Source organism: Nannocystis pusilla (assembly GCF_020073745.1).
In the GTDB taxonomy this organism is placed as follows: Bacteria; Myxococcota_A; Polyangia; order Nannocystales; family Nannocystaceae; genus Nannocystis; species Nannocystis radixulma.
This window is the reverse complement of the sequence record NZ_JAIRAU010000027.1, coordinates 80,001-98,040: the sequence shown is the minus strand read 5'-3', so window position 1 is coordinate 98,040 and position 18,040 is coordinate 80,001. Positions and strand designations below refer to the sequence as shown.

The following is an 18,040-nucleotide window of genomic DNA, read 5'->3' as shown; positions in this document are numbered from 1 at the left end:
CGCGGTGTCGATCGGCAGCGTGCTCGTCCTCCTCGTCGCCCTCGGAGTCGTGGCCCTCGACGTCGCCGTCGCCACGCCCTGGACCGGCCTCGTGATCGTGTTCGGCATGGCCGGCGTGACCCTCGCGGTCGCCGAGGAGGTCCGGCAGATGATCTTCTCCCGCCGCAAGGCGGAGGCGCTCGCCGGGGTGCTGTGGTTCGAGGTCTCGCTGCTGCTGGCCCTGCTCGGCTTCCTGCTCGCGCGCACCCTCGCGCTCACGGCCGCGTTCGGCGGCACCCTCGAGGCCAGCGGCGTCGAGGCCGCCAAGACCTACGACCTCGTGTTCACCAGTCTGGCCGCACTCGCCGGCGGCCTGGTGATCGCCCCCGAGCGCACCGGCCGTGTGCTTTTGAACATGTCCCAGCGGCCAGCCATGATGTTGATCATCAGCTTCGCCGCGATGATCGCGCTCGGCAGCCTGCTCCTCACCTTGCCGGTGTCGCTGACCGAGGCGGCCCACACCTCCTACGTCGACTCGCTGTTCACCATGGCCAGCGCGGTGTGCGTGACCGGCCTGACCGTCAACGACGTCCCCACCGTCTACACCCCGTTCGGCCAGGGCGTCATCCTCGCCGGCATCCAGCTCGGCGGCGTCGGCATCATGACCGTGGCCGCGCTCGCGCTGGCGTTCAGCCGCAACAGCTCGCTGCAGAGCCAGCTGCGCTACGCCGCCATGCTCGACGCCCGCACCGTCGCCGACCTGCGCAAGATCGTCGTCGGCATCCTCGCCGGCACCTTCGTCGTCGAGGCGATCGGCGCGGCGCTGCTGTGGTTCCTGCTGGTCGGCGACCCGCGGCTCGGCGAGCACTCGGCGCTGTGGATGGCCGTGTTCCACTCGATCTCGGCCTTCTGCAACGCCGGCTTCTCGCTGTTCCCCGGCAGCATCACCCAGTTCGCCGGCGAGTTCGGGGTCCAGACCGTGATCATGGGCCTCATCATCCTCGGCGGCCTCGGCTTCCCGGTCATGGTCGAGCTGGTGCGCTACGGCTGGCGCCACCTCGTCCGCGCAGTCAAGCGCAGCGCGCCCGCCCCGGCGCGGCTGTCGCTGACCACCCGCGTGGTCCTCTCGACCAGCTTGATGCTCATCGTCGTCGGCACCGTCGCCGTGCTCGCGCTCGAGTTCTCCAACGCCCTCGCGCCGGCGGCCGAGCAGGGCGTCGGTCGCCGCTTCATGGCCGCCCTGTTCGCCTCGATCAACACCCGCACCGCCGGCTTCAACTCGATCGACCACGCCTCGCTGCGCGACGCCACCATCCTCGTCATCTGCGCCCTGATGTTCATCGGCGGCTCGCCTGCCTCGACCGCCGGCGGCATCAAGACCACCACGTTCGCCACCGTCGTCGCCGCCCTGCGCGCGGAGCTGCGCGGCCGCGAGCCCGAGCTCGGCGGCCGCGCCCTCGCCCCCGAGGTCCTGCGCAAGGCCACCGCCGTCCTCGTGATGATGAGCGGCATCGCCTTGGTCATCATCCTCCTGCTGACCCTCACCGAGGAGCAGCCGTTCCTCAAGCTCTCGCTCGAGGCCATCTCGGCGCTCGCCACCGTGGGCCTGTCGACCGGGATCACCGGCTCGCTCACCGTCGCCGGCAAGTTGATCGTCTCGGCGGCGATGTTCCTCGGCCGCGTCGGGCCCTTCACGATCGCCCTCGCCGTCGGTGAGACCGCGACCGCCCACCAGCGCTACCGCCTGGCCCGCGAGGATCTCCCGGTCGGCTGATGTCCCACCAGGGCGCGGCCCGCGGGCCACGGGCGCGGGTATAGTGGCCGCGTGTCGCTCGGCATGCTGCTCGTCCTCCTCGCCGCCGTCGGGGTCGTCGCGCTCGACGTCGCCGTCGCCTCGCCGTGGACCGGCCTCCTCGTCGTCCTCGGCATGGGCATCGTCACCCTCGCCGTCGCCGAGCAGGTGCGGCAGATGCTCGCCGCCCGCCGCAAGGACGCCGGCCTCGGCGGCGTCATGTGGTTCGAGGTCGCGCTGCTGCTCGCGCTGCTCGGCTTCCTGATCGCCCGCGCCTTCATCCTCGGCGACGCCTTCGACGGCCCGCTCACCGCCCGTCGCCAGGCCGCCGCCGAGACCTACGACCTCGTGTTCACCAGCCTCGCCGCGCTCGCCGGCGCCCTGGTGATCGCCCCCGAGCGCACGGGACGTGTCCTTCTGACCATGTCCCAGCGGCCAGCCATGATGCTGATCGGCAGCTTCGCCGCGCTGATCTCGCTCGGCAGCCTGCTGCTCACCCTCCCGGTCTCGCTGACCGAGGCGGCGAACACCTCCTTCGTCGACTCGCTGTTCACCATGGCCAGCGCGGTGTGCGTCACCGGCCTGGCCGTCAACGACATCGGCGCCACCTACAGCGTGTTCGGCCAGGGCGTCATCCTCACCGGCGTGCAGTTCGGCGGGATCGGGATCATGACCGTCGCCGCGCTCGCGCTGGCGTTCAGCAACAACAGCTCGCTGCAGAGTCAGCTGCGCTACGCCGCCATGCTCGACGCCCGCACCGTCGCCGACCTGCGCAAGATCGTCGTCGGCATCGTCGCCGGCACCTTCATCGTCGAGGCGATCGGCGCCTCCTTGCTGTGGCTCATACTCGCCGGCGACCCGCGGATCGGCGACGCCTCGCCGCTGTGGACGGCCGTGTTCCACGCGGTGTCGTCGTTCTGCAACGCCGGCCTCTCGCTGTTCCCGGGCGGCATGGGCGCGTTCGTCGGCGACATCGGCGTGCAGGCCGTCGTCATGCTCCTGATGATGCTCGGCGGCCTCGGCTTCCCGGTCATGGTCGAGCTCGTCCGCCACGGCTGGCGCCGTTTCGTCCGCGCCGTGAAGCCGAGCACGCCCGCGCCGCCGCGCCTGTCGCTGGCCACCCGCGTGGTCCTGTCGACCACGCTCGCGCTACTCGTCGCCGGCACCGTCGCCGTGCTCGCGCTCGAGTTCACGTCGGGCCTGCGGCCCGCGGGCGAGCACGGGATCTTCCACCGCCTGTGGTCCGCGCTGTTCATCTCCGCCAACACCCGCAGCGGCGGCCTCGACACCGTCGGCGTCGGCGGCATGCGCGACGCCACCCTGCTGTTCCTGTGCCTGCTGATGTTCATCGGCGGCGCCCCGGCCTCGACCGCCGGCGGGATCAAGACCACCACCTTCGCCACCGTCATCGCCGCCCTGCGCGGGGAGCTGCGCGGGCGCGAGCCCGAGCTCGGCGGCCGCGCCCTCGCCCCCGAGGTCCTGCGCAAGGCCACCGCCGTCCTCGTGATGATGGGCGGCCTGCTGATGGCCTTCATCCTCCTGCTCAGCCTCACCGAGGACCTGCCCTTCCTCCACGTCGCCTTCGAGGCCGTGTCGGCGCTCGCCACCGTCGGCCTGTCGACCGGGATCACCAGCTCCTTCTCGGTCGCCGGCAAGCTGATCCTGACCGCCGCCATGTTCCTCGGCCGCGTCGGCCCCTTCACGATCGCCCTCGCCGTCGCCGACAACGCCGCCCCCCGCTCGCGCCACCGCCTCGCCCGCGAGGACCTCCCGGTCGGGTAAGCTGTCGCCATGGCACAGAGCCGCTATCTCATCATCGGCCTCGGGCGCTTCGGCGCCGCCCTGGCCGAGTCGCTCGCCGAGCAGGGCGCCGAAGTCATCGCCGTCGACCGCGACATGGCCATGGTCGACGCCGTCAAGCAGAAGGTCGCCTACGCGATCGAGCTCGACGCCACCGACCCGCAGGCCCTCCTGTCCGTCGACCCCCTCAAGTGCCGCGCCGCGATCGTCGCCATCGGCGAGAACTTCGAGGCCACCGTGCTCACCCTCGCCGCGCTCAAGGAGGTCGGCGTGCGCGACATCGTCGCCCGCTCCCGCTCCGCCCGCGAGTCGCGGATCCTCCAGGCCGTCGGCGCCACCCAGGTCATCGAGCTCGAGTTCGAGATGGGCCGCACCTTCGGCAAGCGCCTGATCGGCGGCGCCGAGAGCCAGCCCGCCCTCGGCCAGGCGCTCAAGACCTGACCCTGCGGGCATGCCCCGAAGGACCTGCGCCTGGGGGCATGTTCGTGTACGACATGTCCGATCGAGCACGTACGACGCCGACCGCGCGCGCTTAAACGACCAGCGGCCCGCCGCTGGGAGCGACGAGCCGCGCGAGGGGCGTTGAGGAGCCGCCCCCGGTCTTCGATGGGTCACACGCTCATCGCGGCGACGCTGGTGGCGCTCGCGGTCGAACGCGGCGAGGTGTCGCCGAGGCCGGGGCGCGCACCCGCGTCGCGGATCCAGCGGATGTTGTGCTTGATGATCCGCCGCTTGAGCGCGTGCCGGGTGATACCGAGCAGCTTGGCCGCTTCGACGATGCTGCCGGCGGTGTGAAGGGCGGTCTCGCAGAGGAGGCGTTCGGCGTTGGTGAGGTTGAAGCTGTCGAGGACGATCTGCATGACGACAACCTAGAACACCCGCTTGATCCAACGGAGAGCAAGCGCGCGGGGCCTGGACAGCGACCGGCTTGTGCTCGCCGCCTCGCGCGGCATGTGCCCGCGTACTCGCGGGCACCCGCGGAGACGCGCGCAGGCGAGCGCAGCGCCTCCTCCTCGGCCTGCCTTGTCCCGGACAGATCAACCGCGCCCGTGCGACCCGCACGTCCGTCGCGGTCCGCACTCCGTCATCGCGTCGCGGCCGGCGCCACGGCCTCGCCGTCGGTCCCTGCGCTCGCCTCCGGCGTGATCGATCCGCGGCGAATGAGCACGGCCAGCGCGACCCCGCCGACCACCTCGCCGTACCACAGCGTGCACGCGCGGATGAGGATCGTCGACGCCAGCGCGATCGGCTGCGTCACCCCGTGAGCCAGCCGCGCCACCAGCACCGCGAGCGAGCCCTCGGTCGCGCCGAGTCCGCCCGGCAGGAAGCTCAGCGCGCCGATCAGCGTCGTCGTCGCCCACAAGAATGTACAAAGGGACAGGCTCGCCTCGACCCCGGCGAAGCCGTGCAGGATCAGCCAGTAGCCGACGCACTCGAGGCCCCAGCCGACCACGCTGATCGCGCTGAGCACCACCAGCGCGCGCAGCCGCAGCACCGCCGCGCTGCTGTCGACCAGCCCCTCGGCTCGGGCCACCAGCTGGCGCAGCCGCGGCAGCCGGCCGAGCAGCGTCAGGAGCCCGCGACACAGGCGCGGGCTCCCGAGCACAACCACGCCCGTGAACACCAGCGCGAGCGTGACGAGGGCGACCGGCAGGTACTCGCGGTGCTCGGCGATCCCGACCAGGCTCAGCACCACGAGCGCCACCAGATCAGTCAACCGATCGGCCACCACCACCGGCGCCGTGCGGGTGAACGGCACCCCGTCGGTCTCGCGCAACAGGTAGCTGCGCAGCACCTCGCCGATCTTGCCCGGCGTGACCGACATGCTGAGGCCCGCGAGGTACACCAGCAGCGAGCGGCCGTAGCCCAGCTCCGGCGCCGCGCCCGGACCATCGCCGCGGACCCCGAGCCAGCCGAGGCACAGCTCCCACTTGAGGAAGCGCAGCAGGTAGTTGACGCTCGACAGCGCCAGCGCCGCCAGCACCATCGACCATGCATATTCGGACATGGCCTCCTGGACACGTCCCGCGTCGACCCACAGCACCGCCACGGCGTAGACCAGCACGCCGAGCGCCACGCCGACGAGGGCGCGCCGGACGAAGCGGCTCACGCGGGCTCCCGGGCGGCGGCGGTCGGCATGGGCGCCGAGGATAGCGGCCCCGGCCGGCGAGACAAGGCCGCTGGCGGCCGCGCGCCGACTTGCGCGCCGGCGGCGAGGCGGGCAGCATCGCGGCGATGACCAGCGCAGGCAACGATGAGGTGCTGTGGCTCGGGCGCGCCCGGGCGCCCGGAGCGGCAGGCGCGCGGGCGGTGCGAGTGCGGACGCGCGGCGCTGCGCCCGGCCCGGACGACATCGCCGAGGAGATCGACGATCCGTTCGCCGACGACGACGGCGATCCGTGGCAGCGAGCCGTCGACGCGCGCCCCGGCGACCTGCGGGCGCGCGTCGCGGAGCTCGAGCTGCTCGCGCCGGTGCGGCCGAGCAAGGTGATCTGCGTCGGCCGCAACTTCCGCGCCCACGCGGCCGAGCTCGGCAACGAGGTCCCGAGCGAGCCGCTGCTGTTCTTCAAGCCGCCGAGCTGCCTCGTGCCCTCGGGCCAGGTCGTGCACCTGCCCCGCGGCTACGAGCGCATCGACATGGAGAGCGAGCTGGTGCTCGTCGTCGGCCGCAAGGCCAGCCACGTCGCCGCCGAGCGGGCCTTCGAGCACGTCGCCGGCTACGCCGTCGGCAACGACGTGTCGAACCGCGACCTGCAGAAGCGCGACAAGCAGTGGACCCGCGCCAAGGGCTTCGACGGCTTCGGCCCGCTCGGCGCGTTCGTCCGCCTCACCCCGCCCGGGTTCGTCCCGCCGGCCGAGGCCCGGATCTGCGGCTGGCTCAACGGACAGGTCAAGCAATCCGCGCCGCTCGCCGACATGGTGTTCGACGTGCCGTACCTGTTCGCGTACATCAGCGCCTGCATGACGCTCATGCCCGGCGACCTGATCTTCACCGGCACGCCGGAGGGCGTCGCCGCGCTCCGGCCGGGCGACTCGGCGCGGATCGCCCTCGACGGCCTCGAGCTGGCCCCGCTGGTCACGCCGTTCGCCTGAGCCATCCTCGCCGGCCCCTATTCGCGCGACTGACGGCTCTTGGGGCCCGCCAGCGTCGCGATCTGCTCGCAGGTCAGCTTGCACGTCTCGCGGTCGGTCCGCCGCAGCGTGGTGTCGGAGTAGCAGTCGTCGAGGCAGGCCGACAGCTGCTCGAGCGTCGCCGTCGCGGGCGGGTGGGAGACCCGCTCGGCTCGCTTCGCGCACGTCTGCAGGCAGGCCTCGCGACCCGAGCCGCGATCGTGGCACGCGGCCATGCATCGCGACGTCCGCACGACGCCGCCGTCGTACTCGCGCTCGCGCTGCCGCGCCTGGCTCTTGGACGCCGCCTTCGGCGCGCGGGCGGCCTCCTCGGCCGCGTCGGCGCGCGGCGCGGCGACGAAGGGAGCGAGCAACAATGCCATGAGCGTTCCGGTGATCGTTGCAGTGCGCATATCATCGGGGGTAGCGCGGGTGCTGTGTGCCGCAATGCGACTCACAGCACGGAGCGCCGGAATCACCGCCGGCGGGCGCGCTCGGGCCCTCATACGGCCGCGCTCGATTGTGCACATGGTGCGCGCGCCGGCGAAGCGCCCCTGGAGAAGAGCCGCGCTGGCGACCGCGGCAATTCCCGATCCAGCCGACTGTGATGATTGCACGATCGCGGCCGAAAGGCCCCAACGCGCGGCCCCCGGCCCGCGTCGCTGGCGGGCACACCGATCAATCGCCGCTCGCTCGATTCCGTGCGCGACGCGACCGAGGCACCGCGAAATGCCTCGATCGCGGCACTCCCATCATTCGCCGGTCCCGGCGTCGCCCGCCACCGATGACCTCCGGCGTACGCCCCCCACTCGGGCACCGCCGCAGGCAGCCGCTCGCTCACCAGCGCGAGCACCCGCCCCTCGACGCGCGCCCCGGCCAGCACGTCCGCCCGCCTCGCGTCCGCGGCCTCGGTGACGTGCGCGACCACGAAGTCGAGGCCCGTGGTCTCGAGCGCGTCTCGGGCTCGCAGCCATGACAGCCGGGCCACGCAAGCCCTCCGGCCGGCGAACTCGACCACGACCAGCACGATGGTGACGCGGCCGTCTCGAGGCGCCGCGACATCGGCCATGCATGCCGGCAGCGGTCCGGCGTAGGGCGCGCCCGGGCACGTTCGTCCGGGACAGGACGACACGACCGACGCGCGCGCGATTGGAGTAGTCTCGCGCGACCGTGACCGCCGCCGCCCGCACCTCCGCCTCCTCCGCGCTGTTCGCCGTCGCGATCGGGCTCGGCGCGTTCCTGCTGTTCCTCGTGCAGTTCATCCTCGGCAAGCAGTTGCTCCCGTGGTTCGGCGGCGCGCCGGCGGTGTGGACCACCTGCATGCTGTTCTTCCAGGTCCTGCTGCTCGGCGGCTACGGCTACGCCCACCTGCTCGCCGACCGCTTCAGCCCGGCGCGCCAGCGCGACATCCACCTCGCCGCGCTCGCGCTGGCGGCCGTCCTGCTGCTCGTCCGCGCCTTCGTGTGGCCGGCGCCGATCAGCCCCTCCGACGCCTGGAAACCTGACCCCGAGGCCAGCCCGATCCTCGCCATCCTCGGCCTCCTGACCTTCACCGCCGGCCTGCCGTTCCTCGTGCTCGCGGCCACCGGCCCGCTGCTGCAGAGCTGGTTCGCCCGCGTGCGCCCGGGCGTCTCGCCGTACCGGCTCTACGCCCTGTCGAACCTCGGCTCGCTGCTCGGCATGTTCTCCTATCCGTTCGCGCTCGAGCCCGCGCTGCCGATCGCCGGCCAGGGCTGGGTGTGGTCGGTGGGCTTCCTCGCGTTCGCCGTCGCCTGTGCCGCCTGCGCCGTGCTGGCCGGCAGCGCCCCCGCGCTCACCAAGCCTTCGGGACATGTCGCTTCGGACAGCAAGCCCGGCGCCGGCCGGCGCCTGCTGTGGTTCGGCCTGGCCGCCGTACCGTCGACCATGCTGCTGGCGACCACCAGCCAGATCAGCCAGGAGGTCGCCGTCATCCCGTTCCTGTGGATGCTGCCGCTCGCGCTCTACCTGCTGAGCTTCATCCTCTGCTTCGAGTACGAGCGCAGCTACGCGCGCGCGCTGTGGCTGCCGCTCCTCGTCCTCGGCGCCGGCGGGGCCACCTACGCCCTGTTCGCGGGCGTCTACGCCGGCATGGTCCTGCAGCTCGTCATCTACCTCGTGACCCTGCTGGCCTACTGCATGGTCGGCCACGGCGAGTTGGTGCGCCAGAAACCTGACCCGAAGTACCTGACGCAGTTCTACCTGATCGTCTCGGCCGGCGGCGCGGCCGGCGGGATCTTCACGGGCGTGGTCGCGCCGCTGGCCTTCCCCGAGTTCTGGGAGCTGCCGATCGCGCTGTTCGTCGGCTTCGCGCTGGCGATGTACGTGCTCTACCGCGGGGCCTGGCCGCGGCGCCTGTGGCTGTCCGCGCTGGCGGGGTTCGGCGTGCTCGTGGGGTCGGTCGCGCTCGCGGGCGCGCTCGGGTATCACATGAGCGAGCAGCTCGACGACAACCTGTTCGTCACGCGGAACTTCTTCGGCGTCCTCCGCGTCGACCGGGCCAGCGGCGGCACGCTCACGTACACGCGCCTGCGCCACGGCCGGATCACCCACGGCATCCAGTTCGAGGGCGAGCCGCTGAACGCCGCGCCCACGAGCTACTACGGGCCCACCAGCGGCGTCGGCCTCGCGGTCGACAAGCACCCCCGCCGGCTGGCCGGCGAGCGCCTCCACATCGGCGTCGTCGGCCTCGGCGCCGGCACCATGGCCAGCTACGGGCGGGCCGGCGACCGCGTGCGCTTCTACGAGATCAACCCGGCCGTGGTCGCGCTGTCGAGCGGCGACGAGCCCTTCTTCACCTACCTCCAGAACAGCCCCGCCGAGGTCGCCGTCGTCATCGGCGACGCCCGCGTCGCGCTCGAGCGCGAGCAGCCGCAGGCCTTCGACGTGCTCGCCATCGACGCGTTCAGCAGCGACTCGATCCCCGCCCACCTGCTCACGGTCGAGGCCGTCGAGCTGTATTTCCGCCACCTGCGCGAGGGCGGCATCCTCGCGGTGCACATCTCCAACCGCTACCTCGACCTCGACCCCGTCGTGCGCGGCATCGGCGAGAAGCTCGGCCTCCACGTCGAGTACGTCGAGGCCCTCGAGAACGACGAGGTCGTGTGGCAGAGCGACTGGATGCTGCTCGCCCGGCGCGAGTCCGACATGGACAGCCCCGACCTGCTCAATGCGCTCGCGCCCAGGCTCGATCCCGAGGCGCCCTATCCGCTGTGGACCGACGCGTACAGCAACCTGCTGCAGGTGCTGAAGCGCTGATTGTCGCCATCCGGTGAACACGCGGGCCGCCTGACAATCCGCGGGGCCGCGATACGCATCGCGCCGATTCGCGCGTGAGCACGACATCGCGCATTCGAATGATCCGCACCGGATAAACCACAAATGACATAAGGCGCGTTCGCACGGGCGCCCGTCCGCGCGTGAATAGGGCCTGAGGGCCGGCGTCGCAGCGGCCCCCCGAACAACGTCCAACCGCGGCAACGCTCGCTCCTGCCCGCGCGGGCCTGCCGCGGTTGACGAGAGGAAGAAAGCCATGCAAAAGCTCCACCCCATGAAATGGCTTACGCGTCATGCGCCGTCGCTCGTCGCGGCGTTCGCTGTCGTCGCCGGTGCAGCGGTCGTCGCTCGCGCCGAGGAGCCCGTCGCCGCGGTCGCCGGCGTCGAGGCTGATGCTGCCAAGATCCGCCAGCTCGTGTTCGACATGGAGAAGGCGTTCGAGCAGATCGACGACTACACCACGACCATGTACAAGCAAGAGCGCGTCAAGGGCCACCTCCTGCCGCGCGAGGAGATCCAGGTCAAGTTCCGCAAGCCGCTCGGCATCTACCTCAAGTGGACCGGCGAGGTGAACAACACCCGCGAGGTCCTCTACGTCAAGGGCTGGAACGACGACAAGATCCGGGCCCACAAGGGCACCTTCCCGGACATGACCGTCAACCTGCGCCCTGACGCCAGCCTCGCCATGCAGGGCAACCGGCACAAGATCACCGAGGCTCACTTCGGGCACGCGATCGGCGTCATCGCCCGCGACGCGCGGCTCAGCGAGTCGCGCCCGCAGGACGGCGTCCGCTACCTCGATCTCGGCGAGAAGGTCGTCTACGGCGCCCGCAGCCGCTGCGTCGAGGCCCGCACCCCGAGCACCGGCGTATTCAGCGTCTACTACGCCGCGCGCGCCAAGATCTGCTTCGACGTCAAGACCAAGATGCCGACGCGGATCCAGGTGTGGGACGGCGACGGCGCCCTGCTCGAGGACTACGGGTTCCAGAACACCAAGATCAACGTCGGCCTCGCCGACGTCGACTTCGATCCGAACAACAGCGAGTACAACTTCTGACCCGACGATTCAGCCGGAGGCGCCTGGGCCTCCGGCTGTCTCATGTGCCATGTGTTGACAATCAGGGCCGAACGAACAGCGCGCCGCTGTAGATCCACGGCGCCTCGCTGTCGGCGTACTCGGGCGCGTCGCCGAGGTACGGCAACAGGTGCTTCGGCGTGATCCAGACCTCGACGCGGTACACCCCCGGCCCCGGCGCCTCCAACTCGATCTGTCCGCTCGACCAGGTCATCAGCTCCTCGCGCTGGCCCTCGGTCGCGCGGTACAGCACCCCGCGGGTCGTCGGGGCCGTGGCGCCCTGCGGGCTGCGGGGGTCGAGCGTCGGCAGCGTCGCCCGCAGCGTCAGCGGGCCGCCGGCCAGCGACGTCTCCGCGCCCATCTCGACCACCTCCGCGCCCTCGGCGTGGAAGTCGAACCCGACCGGCGTCCCGAGCGACTCGAACACGATGTGATTGTTGCCCGCGCGCAGCGCCGCCTTGACCGCCTGCGGCGTCAGCTCGGTCGTGCGGATCCGGTTATTGAACCACCGGATCATGCGGCGATACGAGTCCCCGCGCTCGCCGTCGGTGGCGATGGTGGTGAACACGTTCTCATGCGCGTCCGTGCCGGCCGAGATCGTCAGGCGCTGGGACTGCCCGAGCGTCTCGAGCGCCACGATCGACGGCTCGTTGGGCAGCAGGAACCCGAGGGTCGCCAGATCTGGCTGTCGCCCCTCCGTCAAGAAGAACGGGATGATCGCGGCGAGGTAGTCGTTGCTCGGCAGCCCGAGGTCCTCCATGCGGATGTCGGGATCGAGGTTGGCGTGCAGCTGATAGAGCTCGATCCCGTCGAGCCCGAGCGTCGCCAGCTCGGCGACGTCGCGCCCCTCCGTGTGCGCCACCCAGGCCAGCGCGCCGGCCTCCTTGATCGCGGCGAACGCCGCCGGCGAGCTCGTGCCGTACACCTCGGTCACGTGCTTCTCGAGCCCGAGCGGCATCATCTCGGCGGTCTCGATCCCCGGCATCACCATCACCTTGTGGCCGTCGGGGCACTTGAGCCAGCTGGCGATCGGCGTACCGCCGTCGCCCAGGATCGGCTCGTCCATCCCGCGCATCAGCAGCAGCTCCTCGTAGGCCGCCTCGCTCGCGTGCACCGGGTGGTCGCTGAGCATCGCCACGTCGATCCGCGGCGTGCACAGGCCCTCGCGCAGATGGGCCAGACAGTCCTCGTCGGGCACCCCGCCCGGCTGCGGATCGCCGTCGCACGCGTCGTGCGAGTGATGCGAGTGCAGGTGCATGATCGCCCGCACCTCGCGCAGCCCGCGGATCGTCCCGCAGCCGGAGATGTCCGGCTGGCCCTTGTCCCACGCGATCGGCTCGGCTGGCGGCGACGTCTCGCCGCAGCCGCCCTCGACGCCGGTGGTCCCGCTGCTCGTCGACGTCTCGTCCGCCGTCGTCGTCGGCGTCGGCTCGGTCGGGAGCGCGCTCGTGCCCGTCGTGCCCGTCGTCGTGCCCGTCGAGCTCGTCCCGGTCGATGTCTCGCTCGCCGCACCGGTCTCGTTCCCCGAACCGTTGCAGGCCCCGATCAGCAGCGCTCCGCTCACGATGCTCGCCCAACTGCGCATGGTCGCCTCCGAAGATCTCAAGCCACACTAACACGAACCTCGACCGTGACCCCCCATCGCCTCGCCGTGCGCCGACTCCTGTCCCTCGCTCACCGGTACCGAGGCCGTCGACGCGCCGCGGACAGGCGACCCATCGCCGCCCCCCGCCGCCTTTGACCGACATGTCCTTCAAGACATGCTCAAAGGGCCATTCACCGCGCTCCGCGCACAGCTCGCTCGAACTCCCGATGCCGTCGGCAGCCGCATCCCACCACGTCACTGCCCAGGTCCTCGAGCCGAGCCGCGGTCTCCTGAGCCACGCGGAGAGCTCACGCCCCCACGCCACCTCGCGTATCCTGGCTCATCCAACCGCTCGAGCTCCCGTCGCCGCCGTCCTCGCCTCGACGCCACGGCAACCGCCCACGCCATCACGTCACCCGCCCATGTCGGCGAGGCGGGCCACGAGCGCGGGATCGCGAGCCCCCTGCCGCGTGCCACCGCCGGCAGCACCGACGTCGACCCCGTCAGTCGCAACGAACTCCCGTTCGCGATTCACCAGCCCTTGCGCCGCCGAGGCGCTGTCCGGCCTCGTCGCCGAACAGGTCCGAACAGACAGCCGTCGCCTCGACACCCCATCGCTCCGCGCCCCGTAGCCAAGACACGCCGTCCGTCCGGGACTGGCCGCCGCGCCCCGGGCCGTGCGGCTCGTGACGTCGCCCACCCGCCCGGTGTAGTCTCGGGTGCCATGTCAGCCTTCCTGCACCGCTCCGCCCTCGCCCTCGCCTTCGTCCTCGCCGCGTGCGGGGGCGACAGCAAGACTGCTCCCAAGACTGCAGAGAAGAAGGTCGAGGCCAAGGCCGAGACCAAGGAAGACGCCGGCGAGGCGGACAAGGCGGGCAAGAAGCCGCGCCCCCGGGCGCCCGCGAGCGAGAAGTCGCGCGTCGCAGATCCCAAGGGTCGCACGGCCGTCATCGGCTCTCTGGGCGGCGACCTCGCGGCCACCAAGGCCGCGCTCAAGGCGGCAGGCGCGATCGATGACGCCGGCAAGTGGACGGGCGGCGACCTCGTGGTCGTCCAGCTCGGCAATCAGTTCGGGCCCAGCAAGGACGAGAAGGCCACCCTCGCCCTGCTCGACGATCTCGCCGTGCAGGCGCAGGCCGCCGGCGGCGCGCTGTACCGCCTCACGGGCGAGAACGAGATCCTCAACGTCGCGCTCAACTTCAAGGACATCGTCCACGCCCAGGGTTTCAAGGACTACGCCAAGGAGAAGAGCGAAGACCCGCGGGTCGAGAGTCTGCCGGCCAATCAGCGCGGGCGGGCCGCCGTGTTCGCCTCCGGCGGCCCCGCGGCCAAGAAGTTGTCCGAGCAGAAGCTGGTGCTCGTCGCCGGCGACAGCGTGTTCGCCCATGCCGGCCTGCTCGGCGAGCACGTGCAGAAGGGCATCGACAACATCAACGACGAGGGCACCAAGTGGATGCTCGGCGAGATCGCCATGATGCCGGACATGCTCGCGACCCCCGGGCCTGCGCGCACGCCCCGTCTCCGCGGCAACGAGCCCGCGTGCGAGGTCGTCGAGCAGGTCGTCACCGATCTCGCCGTGAAGCGCCTGGTGATCGCCCGCCCGGCCGCCGAGAAGATCGACGCCGTCATGTGCGACGGCAAGCTCGTGCGGGTCGGGGCGGCTGCGGGCGACGCCAGCGGTCCAGCCGAGGTCCTCGAGATCTCCGGCGATGCCGTGAAGTTCGTCCCGGTCGCCAAGTGACCATGCCGGCGAGCCGGTCCTCCGCAGCCAGGCCGCTCGCCCAGGCTCGTCTCGGCCACCCTGTAAAATTCGCCGCCCAGTCCCCATCCGCGGCGAGACCCGCTCGCCTCGGCGAGCCCATCAAGTCGCCAGGCAATCCCGCTCGACTCGGCTCATCTCGACCAGCCTGTAAAATTCAGACCTCGCCGCCCCACTCCTTACACCGGCGGCGAGACCAGCTCGCCCCCGCGAACCCATGAAGCCGCCAAGCAATCGCGGCGACCAGTCCTCCCCGGCGAGACCGCCCAGTGACTCTCCAATCCGAGGCCACGGGGGCGCTCTGCCGAGACCAAATAAAAAAGCCCCCTTCTTTCGAAGGGGGCATAGCGCTGGCGGCGTCCTACTCTCCCACAGGGTCGCCCCTGCAGTACCATCGGCGCTGGAAGTCTTAACGACCGAGTTCGGGATGGGATCGGGTGTGGCCCTTCCGCCATAGCCACCAGCAAAACTTGTTCGACGAGCTGCGGGTCCGGCGGCTGCCCTGTGAGGAGCGGCCGATTCGTACTCGAAAAGAGATTGTGCGCTGTGCACGGGGCTCCGGTTCGGAGCGGGCCATTTGGCCTTCGTGCGTGTGTCGCTCGGAACCTCGGACTGCAAACCGCCACACGGGAGCGGTGCCCAAGGTCAAGCCGAACGGTCGATTAGTACCGGTTAGCTCCGCGCGTCGCCGCGCTTCCACACCCGGCCTATTAACGTCGTCGTCTACGACGGACCTTCAGGGAATCCTCATCTTGTGGTTGGCTTCCCGCTTAGATGCTTTCAGCGGTTATCCGTTCCAGACATGGCTACCCGGCGATGCTCTTGGCAAAACAACCGGAACACCAGGGGTCTGTCCATCCCGGTCCTCTCGTACTAGGGACAGCTCCACTTCAAGATTCCTGCGCCCACGGCAGATAGGGACCAAACTGTCTCACGACGTTTTGAACCCAGCTCGCGTACCGCTTTAATTGGCGAACAGCCAAACCCTTGGGACCTACTACAGCCCCAGGATGCGATGAGCCGACATCGAGGTGCCAAACCACGCCGTCGATGTGAACTCTTGGGCGTGATAAGCCTGTTATCCCCGGAGTACCTTTTATCCGTTGAGCGATGGCCCTTCCATTCAGAACCACCGGATCACTAAGGCCCACTTTCGTGCCTGCTCCTCTTGTATGAGTCGCAGTCAAGCTCCCTTATGCCTTTACACTCTTCGGCTGGTTTCCAATCAGCCTGAGGGAACCTTTGCGCGCCTCCGTTACTCTTTCGGAGGTGACCGCCCCAGTCAAACTACCCACCAGGCAGTGTCCCGGACCAGGCTCACTGGTCACGGTTAGGCTTTCAGACTTCTCAGGGTGGTATTTCAACGTTGGCTCCGTGGAACCTAGCGGCCCCACATCATAGCCTCCCACCTATCCTACACAGACAAGTCCGAAAACCAGTGCCAAGCTGCAGTAAAGGTTCACGGGGTCTTTCCGTCTTGCCGCGGGTACGGGGCATCTTCACCCCGATTTCAATTTCGCTGAGTCCCGGGTCGAGACAGTGGGGAAGTCGTTACGCCATTCGTGCAGGACGGAACTTACCCGCCAAGGAATTTCGCTACCTTAGGACCGTTATAGTTACGGCCGCCGTTTACCGGGGCTTCGATTCGATGCTTCGCTTGCGCTGACATCTCCTGTTAACCTTCCGGCACCGGGCAGGCGTCAGACCCTATACGTCGTCTTGCGACTTCGCAGAGTCCTGTGTTTTTGGTAAACAGTCGCTACCCCCGATTCTCTGCAACCCCCAAAGGCTCATGGCGCGAGGCCCGTCACCCTCAAGGGCACACCTTCTCCCGAAGTTACGGTGTCAATTTGCCGAGTTCCTTAACCCGAGTTCTCTCAAGCGCCTTGGGATGTTCTCCCCACCCACCTGTGTCGGTTTACGGTACGGTCAGCACAGCGGTACACTTGTACGATGCTTTTCTTGGAAGCTTGGACTCACCGAGTTGTCCGCCTTGCGGCGACCCTCATCACCTCTCGGCGTTGCCCGCGCGTTTGTGGCCAGATGCCTCCTACGCGAGCCGCCTACCGGCTTGAACGACCATCCAACAGGTCGCTCGGCTATCCTCCTCCGTCCCACCTTACAAAACCATCCGTGCTGGTGCAGGAATGTTCGCCTGCTTCCCATCGACTACGCATTTCTGCCTCGCCTTAGGGACCGACTAACCCTGAGAAGATGATCTTTACCCAGGAACCCTCGGGTTTACGGCGACCGGGTTTTTCACCCGGTTTATCGCTACTCATGCCAACATCAGCTCTTGTCTGCGCTCCAACGCTCGTTTCCGTACGCATTCACCGCACAGACAATACTCGCCTACCGCCTGCCTTTCGGCAGACCCGGAGCTTCGGTTCATCACTTAGACCCGTTGAATTTTCGGCGCAGGTTCACTCGACCAGTGAGCTGTTACGCTTTCTTTAAAGGATGGCTGCTTCTAAGCCAACCTCCTGGCTGTCTGAGTGCTCCCACATCCTTTACCACTTAGTGATGAATTGGGGACCTTAGCTGCCGGTCTGGGTTCTTTCCCTCTCGGCAATGAAACTTAGCTCTCACTGCCTGAGTGCCAGCCTGTTGTCATCGGTATTCGGAGTTTGGTTGGGTTCGGTAAGATTGTGGTCCCCCTAGCCCATCCAGTGCTCTACCCCCGACGCAAATCGGCTGACCCCATACCTCAATATGTTTCGGCGAGAACCAGCTATCTCCCAGTTTGATTAGCCTTTCACTCCTATCCACAAGTCATCCCCCACATTTTCAACTGTGGTGAGTTCGGCCCTCCACGCAGTCTTACCCGCGCTTCAGCCTGCTCATGGATAGATCACAAAGGTTTCGGGTCTGTAACCAGCGACTTAGACGCCCTTCTCAGACTTGCTTTCGCTTCGGCTTCGCCTATCGGCTTAACCTTGCCGCTGACCACAACTCGTTGGCTCATGATACAAAAGGTACGCCGTCGAGCCTTGCCTTGCGGCCATAGCTCTCCGACTGCTTGTAAACACACGGTTTCAGATTCTTTTCACTCCCCTCGCAGGGGTTCTTTTCACCTTTCCCTCACGGTACTCGTACGCTATCGGTCACCAAGGAGTACTTAGCCTTGGAAGATGGTCCTCCCAGCTTCAGACAGGGTTTCTCGTGTCCCGCCTTACTCGGGGAATCCCTAGGGCCGCTCGAACTTTCGCATACCGGGCTATCACCGTCTATGGCCGGCCTTCCCAGGCCGTTCTGCTAGCTCTTACGGTCCCATGTCGGGCCCCCACAACCCCTACAGGAAACCTGCAGGTTTGGGCTAATCCGCATTCGCTCGCCACTACTAGCGGAGTCTCAATTGATTTCTTCTCCTGGAGGTACTTAGATGTTTCAGTTCCCTCCGTTCGCTTCCGTCTGCCTATGGATTCAGCAGAGGATGACAGGCCATGACGCCTGCCGGGTTTCCCCATTCGGACATCTACGGATCGACACTCGCTTCCAGTTCCCCGTAGCTTTTCGCAGGTAGCCGCGTCCTTCGTCGCCTCTTGGTGCCAAGGCATCCACCGTGTGCTCTTTCTACCTTAACCTTGCGGCCGGCTCGCCCCCTCGCAGGGGCTCGCGCGTGCCGCCAGGCACCGTACACCCGCG

Annotated in this window: 12 protein-coding genes and 2 rRNA genes; 7 read left to right on the top strand and 7 right to left on the bottom strand. The window is 68.8% G+C overall.

Going from position 1 to position 18,040, the window contains the following annotated elements; all coding sequences use genetic code 11:
- Window positions 1-4 precede the first annotated feature (4 nt).
- Genes K7C98_RS19310 through K7C98_RS19300 form a run of 3 tightly spaced genes read left to right on the top strand, consistent with a single transcriptional unit; the run spans window position 5 to window position 4,012 of the window.
- The gene (locus K7C98_RS19310) at window positions 5-1,753 is read left to right on the top strand and encodes a TrkH family potassium uptake protein (protein WP_224193158.1); all 1,749 of its coding nucleotides are present in this window, start codon (window positions 5-7) and stop codon (window positions 1,751-1,753) included.
- A 51-nt stretch (window positions 1,754-1,804) separates the two neighbouring features.
- Window positions 1,805-3,553 carry a TrkH family potassium uptake protein gene (locus K7C98_RS19305; protein WP_224193157.1) on the top strand — a complete coding sequence of 583 codons (1,749 nt, stop codon included), beginning with the start codon at window positions 1,805-1,807 and terminating at the stop codon, window positions 3,551-3,553.
- A 9-nt stretch (window positions 3,554-3,562) separates the two neighbouring features.
- Window positions 3,563-4,012, top strand: a complete 450-nt coding sequence (locus K7C98_RS19300; RefSeq protein WP_224193156.1) for a potassium channel family protein — start codon at window positions 3,563-3,565, stop codon at window positions 4,010-4,012.
- 170 nt (window positions 4,013-4,182) lie between these two features.
- Here K7C98_RS19300 and K7C98_RS19295 read toward each other — a convergent pair whose 3' ends face one another.
- A complete protein-coding gene (locus tag K7C98_RS19295) occupies window positions 4,183-4,431 on the bottom strand; it encodes a helix-turn-helix domain-containing protein (protein WP_224193155.1) in 249 nt (82 codons plus the stop codon).
- Between the two features lie 224 nt (window positions 4,432-4,655).
- Complete coding sequence (locus tag K7C98_RS19290) at window positions 4,656-5,681, bottom strand: lysylphosphatidylglycerol synthase transmembrane domain-containing protein (RefSeq protein WP_224193154.1); 1,026 nt, start codon at window positions 5,679-5,681, stop codon at window positions 4,656-4,658.
- Window positions 5,682-5,806: 125 nt separating this feature from the next.
- Between K7C98_RS19290 and K7C98_RS19285 the strand changes: the two genes are divergently transcribed.
- Entirely contained in the window at window positions 5,807-6,664 is an 858-nt protein-coding gene (locus K7C98_RS19285) for a fumarylacetoacetate hydrolase family protein (RefSeq protein WP_224193153.1), read from the top strand.
- Window positions 6,665-6,681: 17 nt separating this feature from the next.
- On the opposite strand, the gene K7C98_RS19280 is transcribed toward K7C98_RS19285, so the two are convergent.
- Window positions 6,682-7,065, bottom strand: coding sequence for a hypothetical protein (locus K7C98_RS19280; RefSeq protein ID WP_224193152.1), 384 nt, complete (start codon window positions 7,063-7,065; stop codon window positions 6,682-6,684).
- Between the two features lie 119 nt (window positions 7,066-7,184).
- A complete protein-coding gene (locus K7C98_RS19275) occupies window positions 7,185-7,751 on the bottom strand; it encodes a hypothetical protein (protein ID WP_224193151.1) in 567 nt (188 codons plus the stop codon).
- A 101-nt stretch (window positions 7,752-7,852) separates the two neighbouring features.
- Between K7C98_RS19275 and K7C98_RS44890 the strand changes: the two genes are divergently transcribed.
- A complete protein-coding gene (locus K7C98_RS44890; protein WP_224193150.1) occupies window positions 7,853-9,958 on the top strand; it encodes a fused MFS/spermidine synthase in 2,106 nt (701 codons plus the stop codon).
- 292 nt (window positions 9,959-10,250) lie between these two features.
- A complete protein-coding gene (locus K7C98_RS19265; RefSeq protein ID WP_224193149.1) occupies window positions 10,251-11,033 on the top strand; it encodes a DUF1571 domain-containing protein in 783 nt (260 codons plus the stop codon).
- A 61-nt stretch (window positions 11,034-11,094) separates the two neighbouring features.
- Here the strand turns inward: K7C98_RS19265 and K7C98_RS19260 are convergent, their stop codons facing one another.
- Window positions 11,095-12,636, bottom strand: a complete 1,542-nt coding sequence (locus K7C98_RS19260) for a hypothetical protein (RefSeq protein ID WP_224193148.1) — start codon at window positions 12,634-12,636, stop codon at window positions 11,095-11,097.
- Between the two features lie 724 nt (window positions 12,637-13,360).
- On the opposite strand from K7C98_RS19260, the gene K7C98_RS19255 reads away from it, so the two are divergent.
- A complete protein-coding gene (locus tag K7C98_RS19255) occupies window positions 13,361-14,377 on the top strand; it encodes a hypothetical protein (protein WP_224193147.1) in 1,017 nt (338 codons plus the stop codon).
- A 366-nt stretch (window positions 14,378-14,743) separates the two neighbouring features.
- Here the strand turns inward: K7C98_RS19255 and rrf are convergent.
- A 5S ribosomal RNA gene (gene rrf / locus K7C98_RS19250) occupies window positions 14,744-14,860 on the bottom strand.
- Window positions 14,861-15,036: 176 nt separating this feature from the next.
- Window positions 15,037-17,979 (bottom strand): 23S ribosomal RNA (locus tag K7C98_RS19245).
- Window positions 17,980-18,040 lie beyond the last annotated feature (61 nt).

Excerpts from the sequence above, each read along its gene's own strand:
- K7C98_RS19300 (WP_224193156.1), top strand. The coding sequence starts at position 3,563 with ATGGCACAGAGCCGCTATCTCATCATCGGCCTCGGGCGCTTCGGCGCC.
- K7C98_RS19295 (WP_224193155.1), bottom strand. The coding sequence starts at position 4,431 with ATGCAGATCGTCCTCGACAGCTTCAACCTCACCAACGCCGAACGCCTC.
- K7C98_RS19285 (WP_224193153.1), top strand. The coding sequence starts at position 5,807 with ATGACCAGCGCAGGCAACGATGAGGTGCTGTGGCTCGGGCGCGCCCGG.
- K7C98_RS19280 (WP_224193152.1), bottom strand. The coding sequence starts at position 7,065 with ATGGCATTGTTGCTCGCTCCCTTCGTCGCCGCGCCGCGCGCCGACGCG.
- K7C98_RS19275 (WP_224193151.1), bottom strand. The coding sequence starts at position 7,751 with ATGGCCGATGTCGCGGCGCCTCGAGACGGCCGCGTCACCATCGTGCTG.
- K7C98_RS19265 (WP_224193149.1), top strand. The coding sequence starts at position 10,251 with ATGAAATGGCTTACGCGTCATGCGCCGTCGCTCGTCGCGGCGTTCGCT.
- K7C98_RS19260 (WP_224193148.1), bottom strand. The coding sequence starts at position 12,636 with ATGCGCAGTTGGGCGAGCATCGTGAGCGGAGCGCTGCTGATCGGGGCC.
- K7C98_RS19255 (WP_224193147.1), top strand. The coding sequence starts at position 13,361 with ATGTCAGCCTTCCTGCACCGCTCCGCCCTCGCCCTCGCCTTCGTCCTC.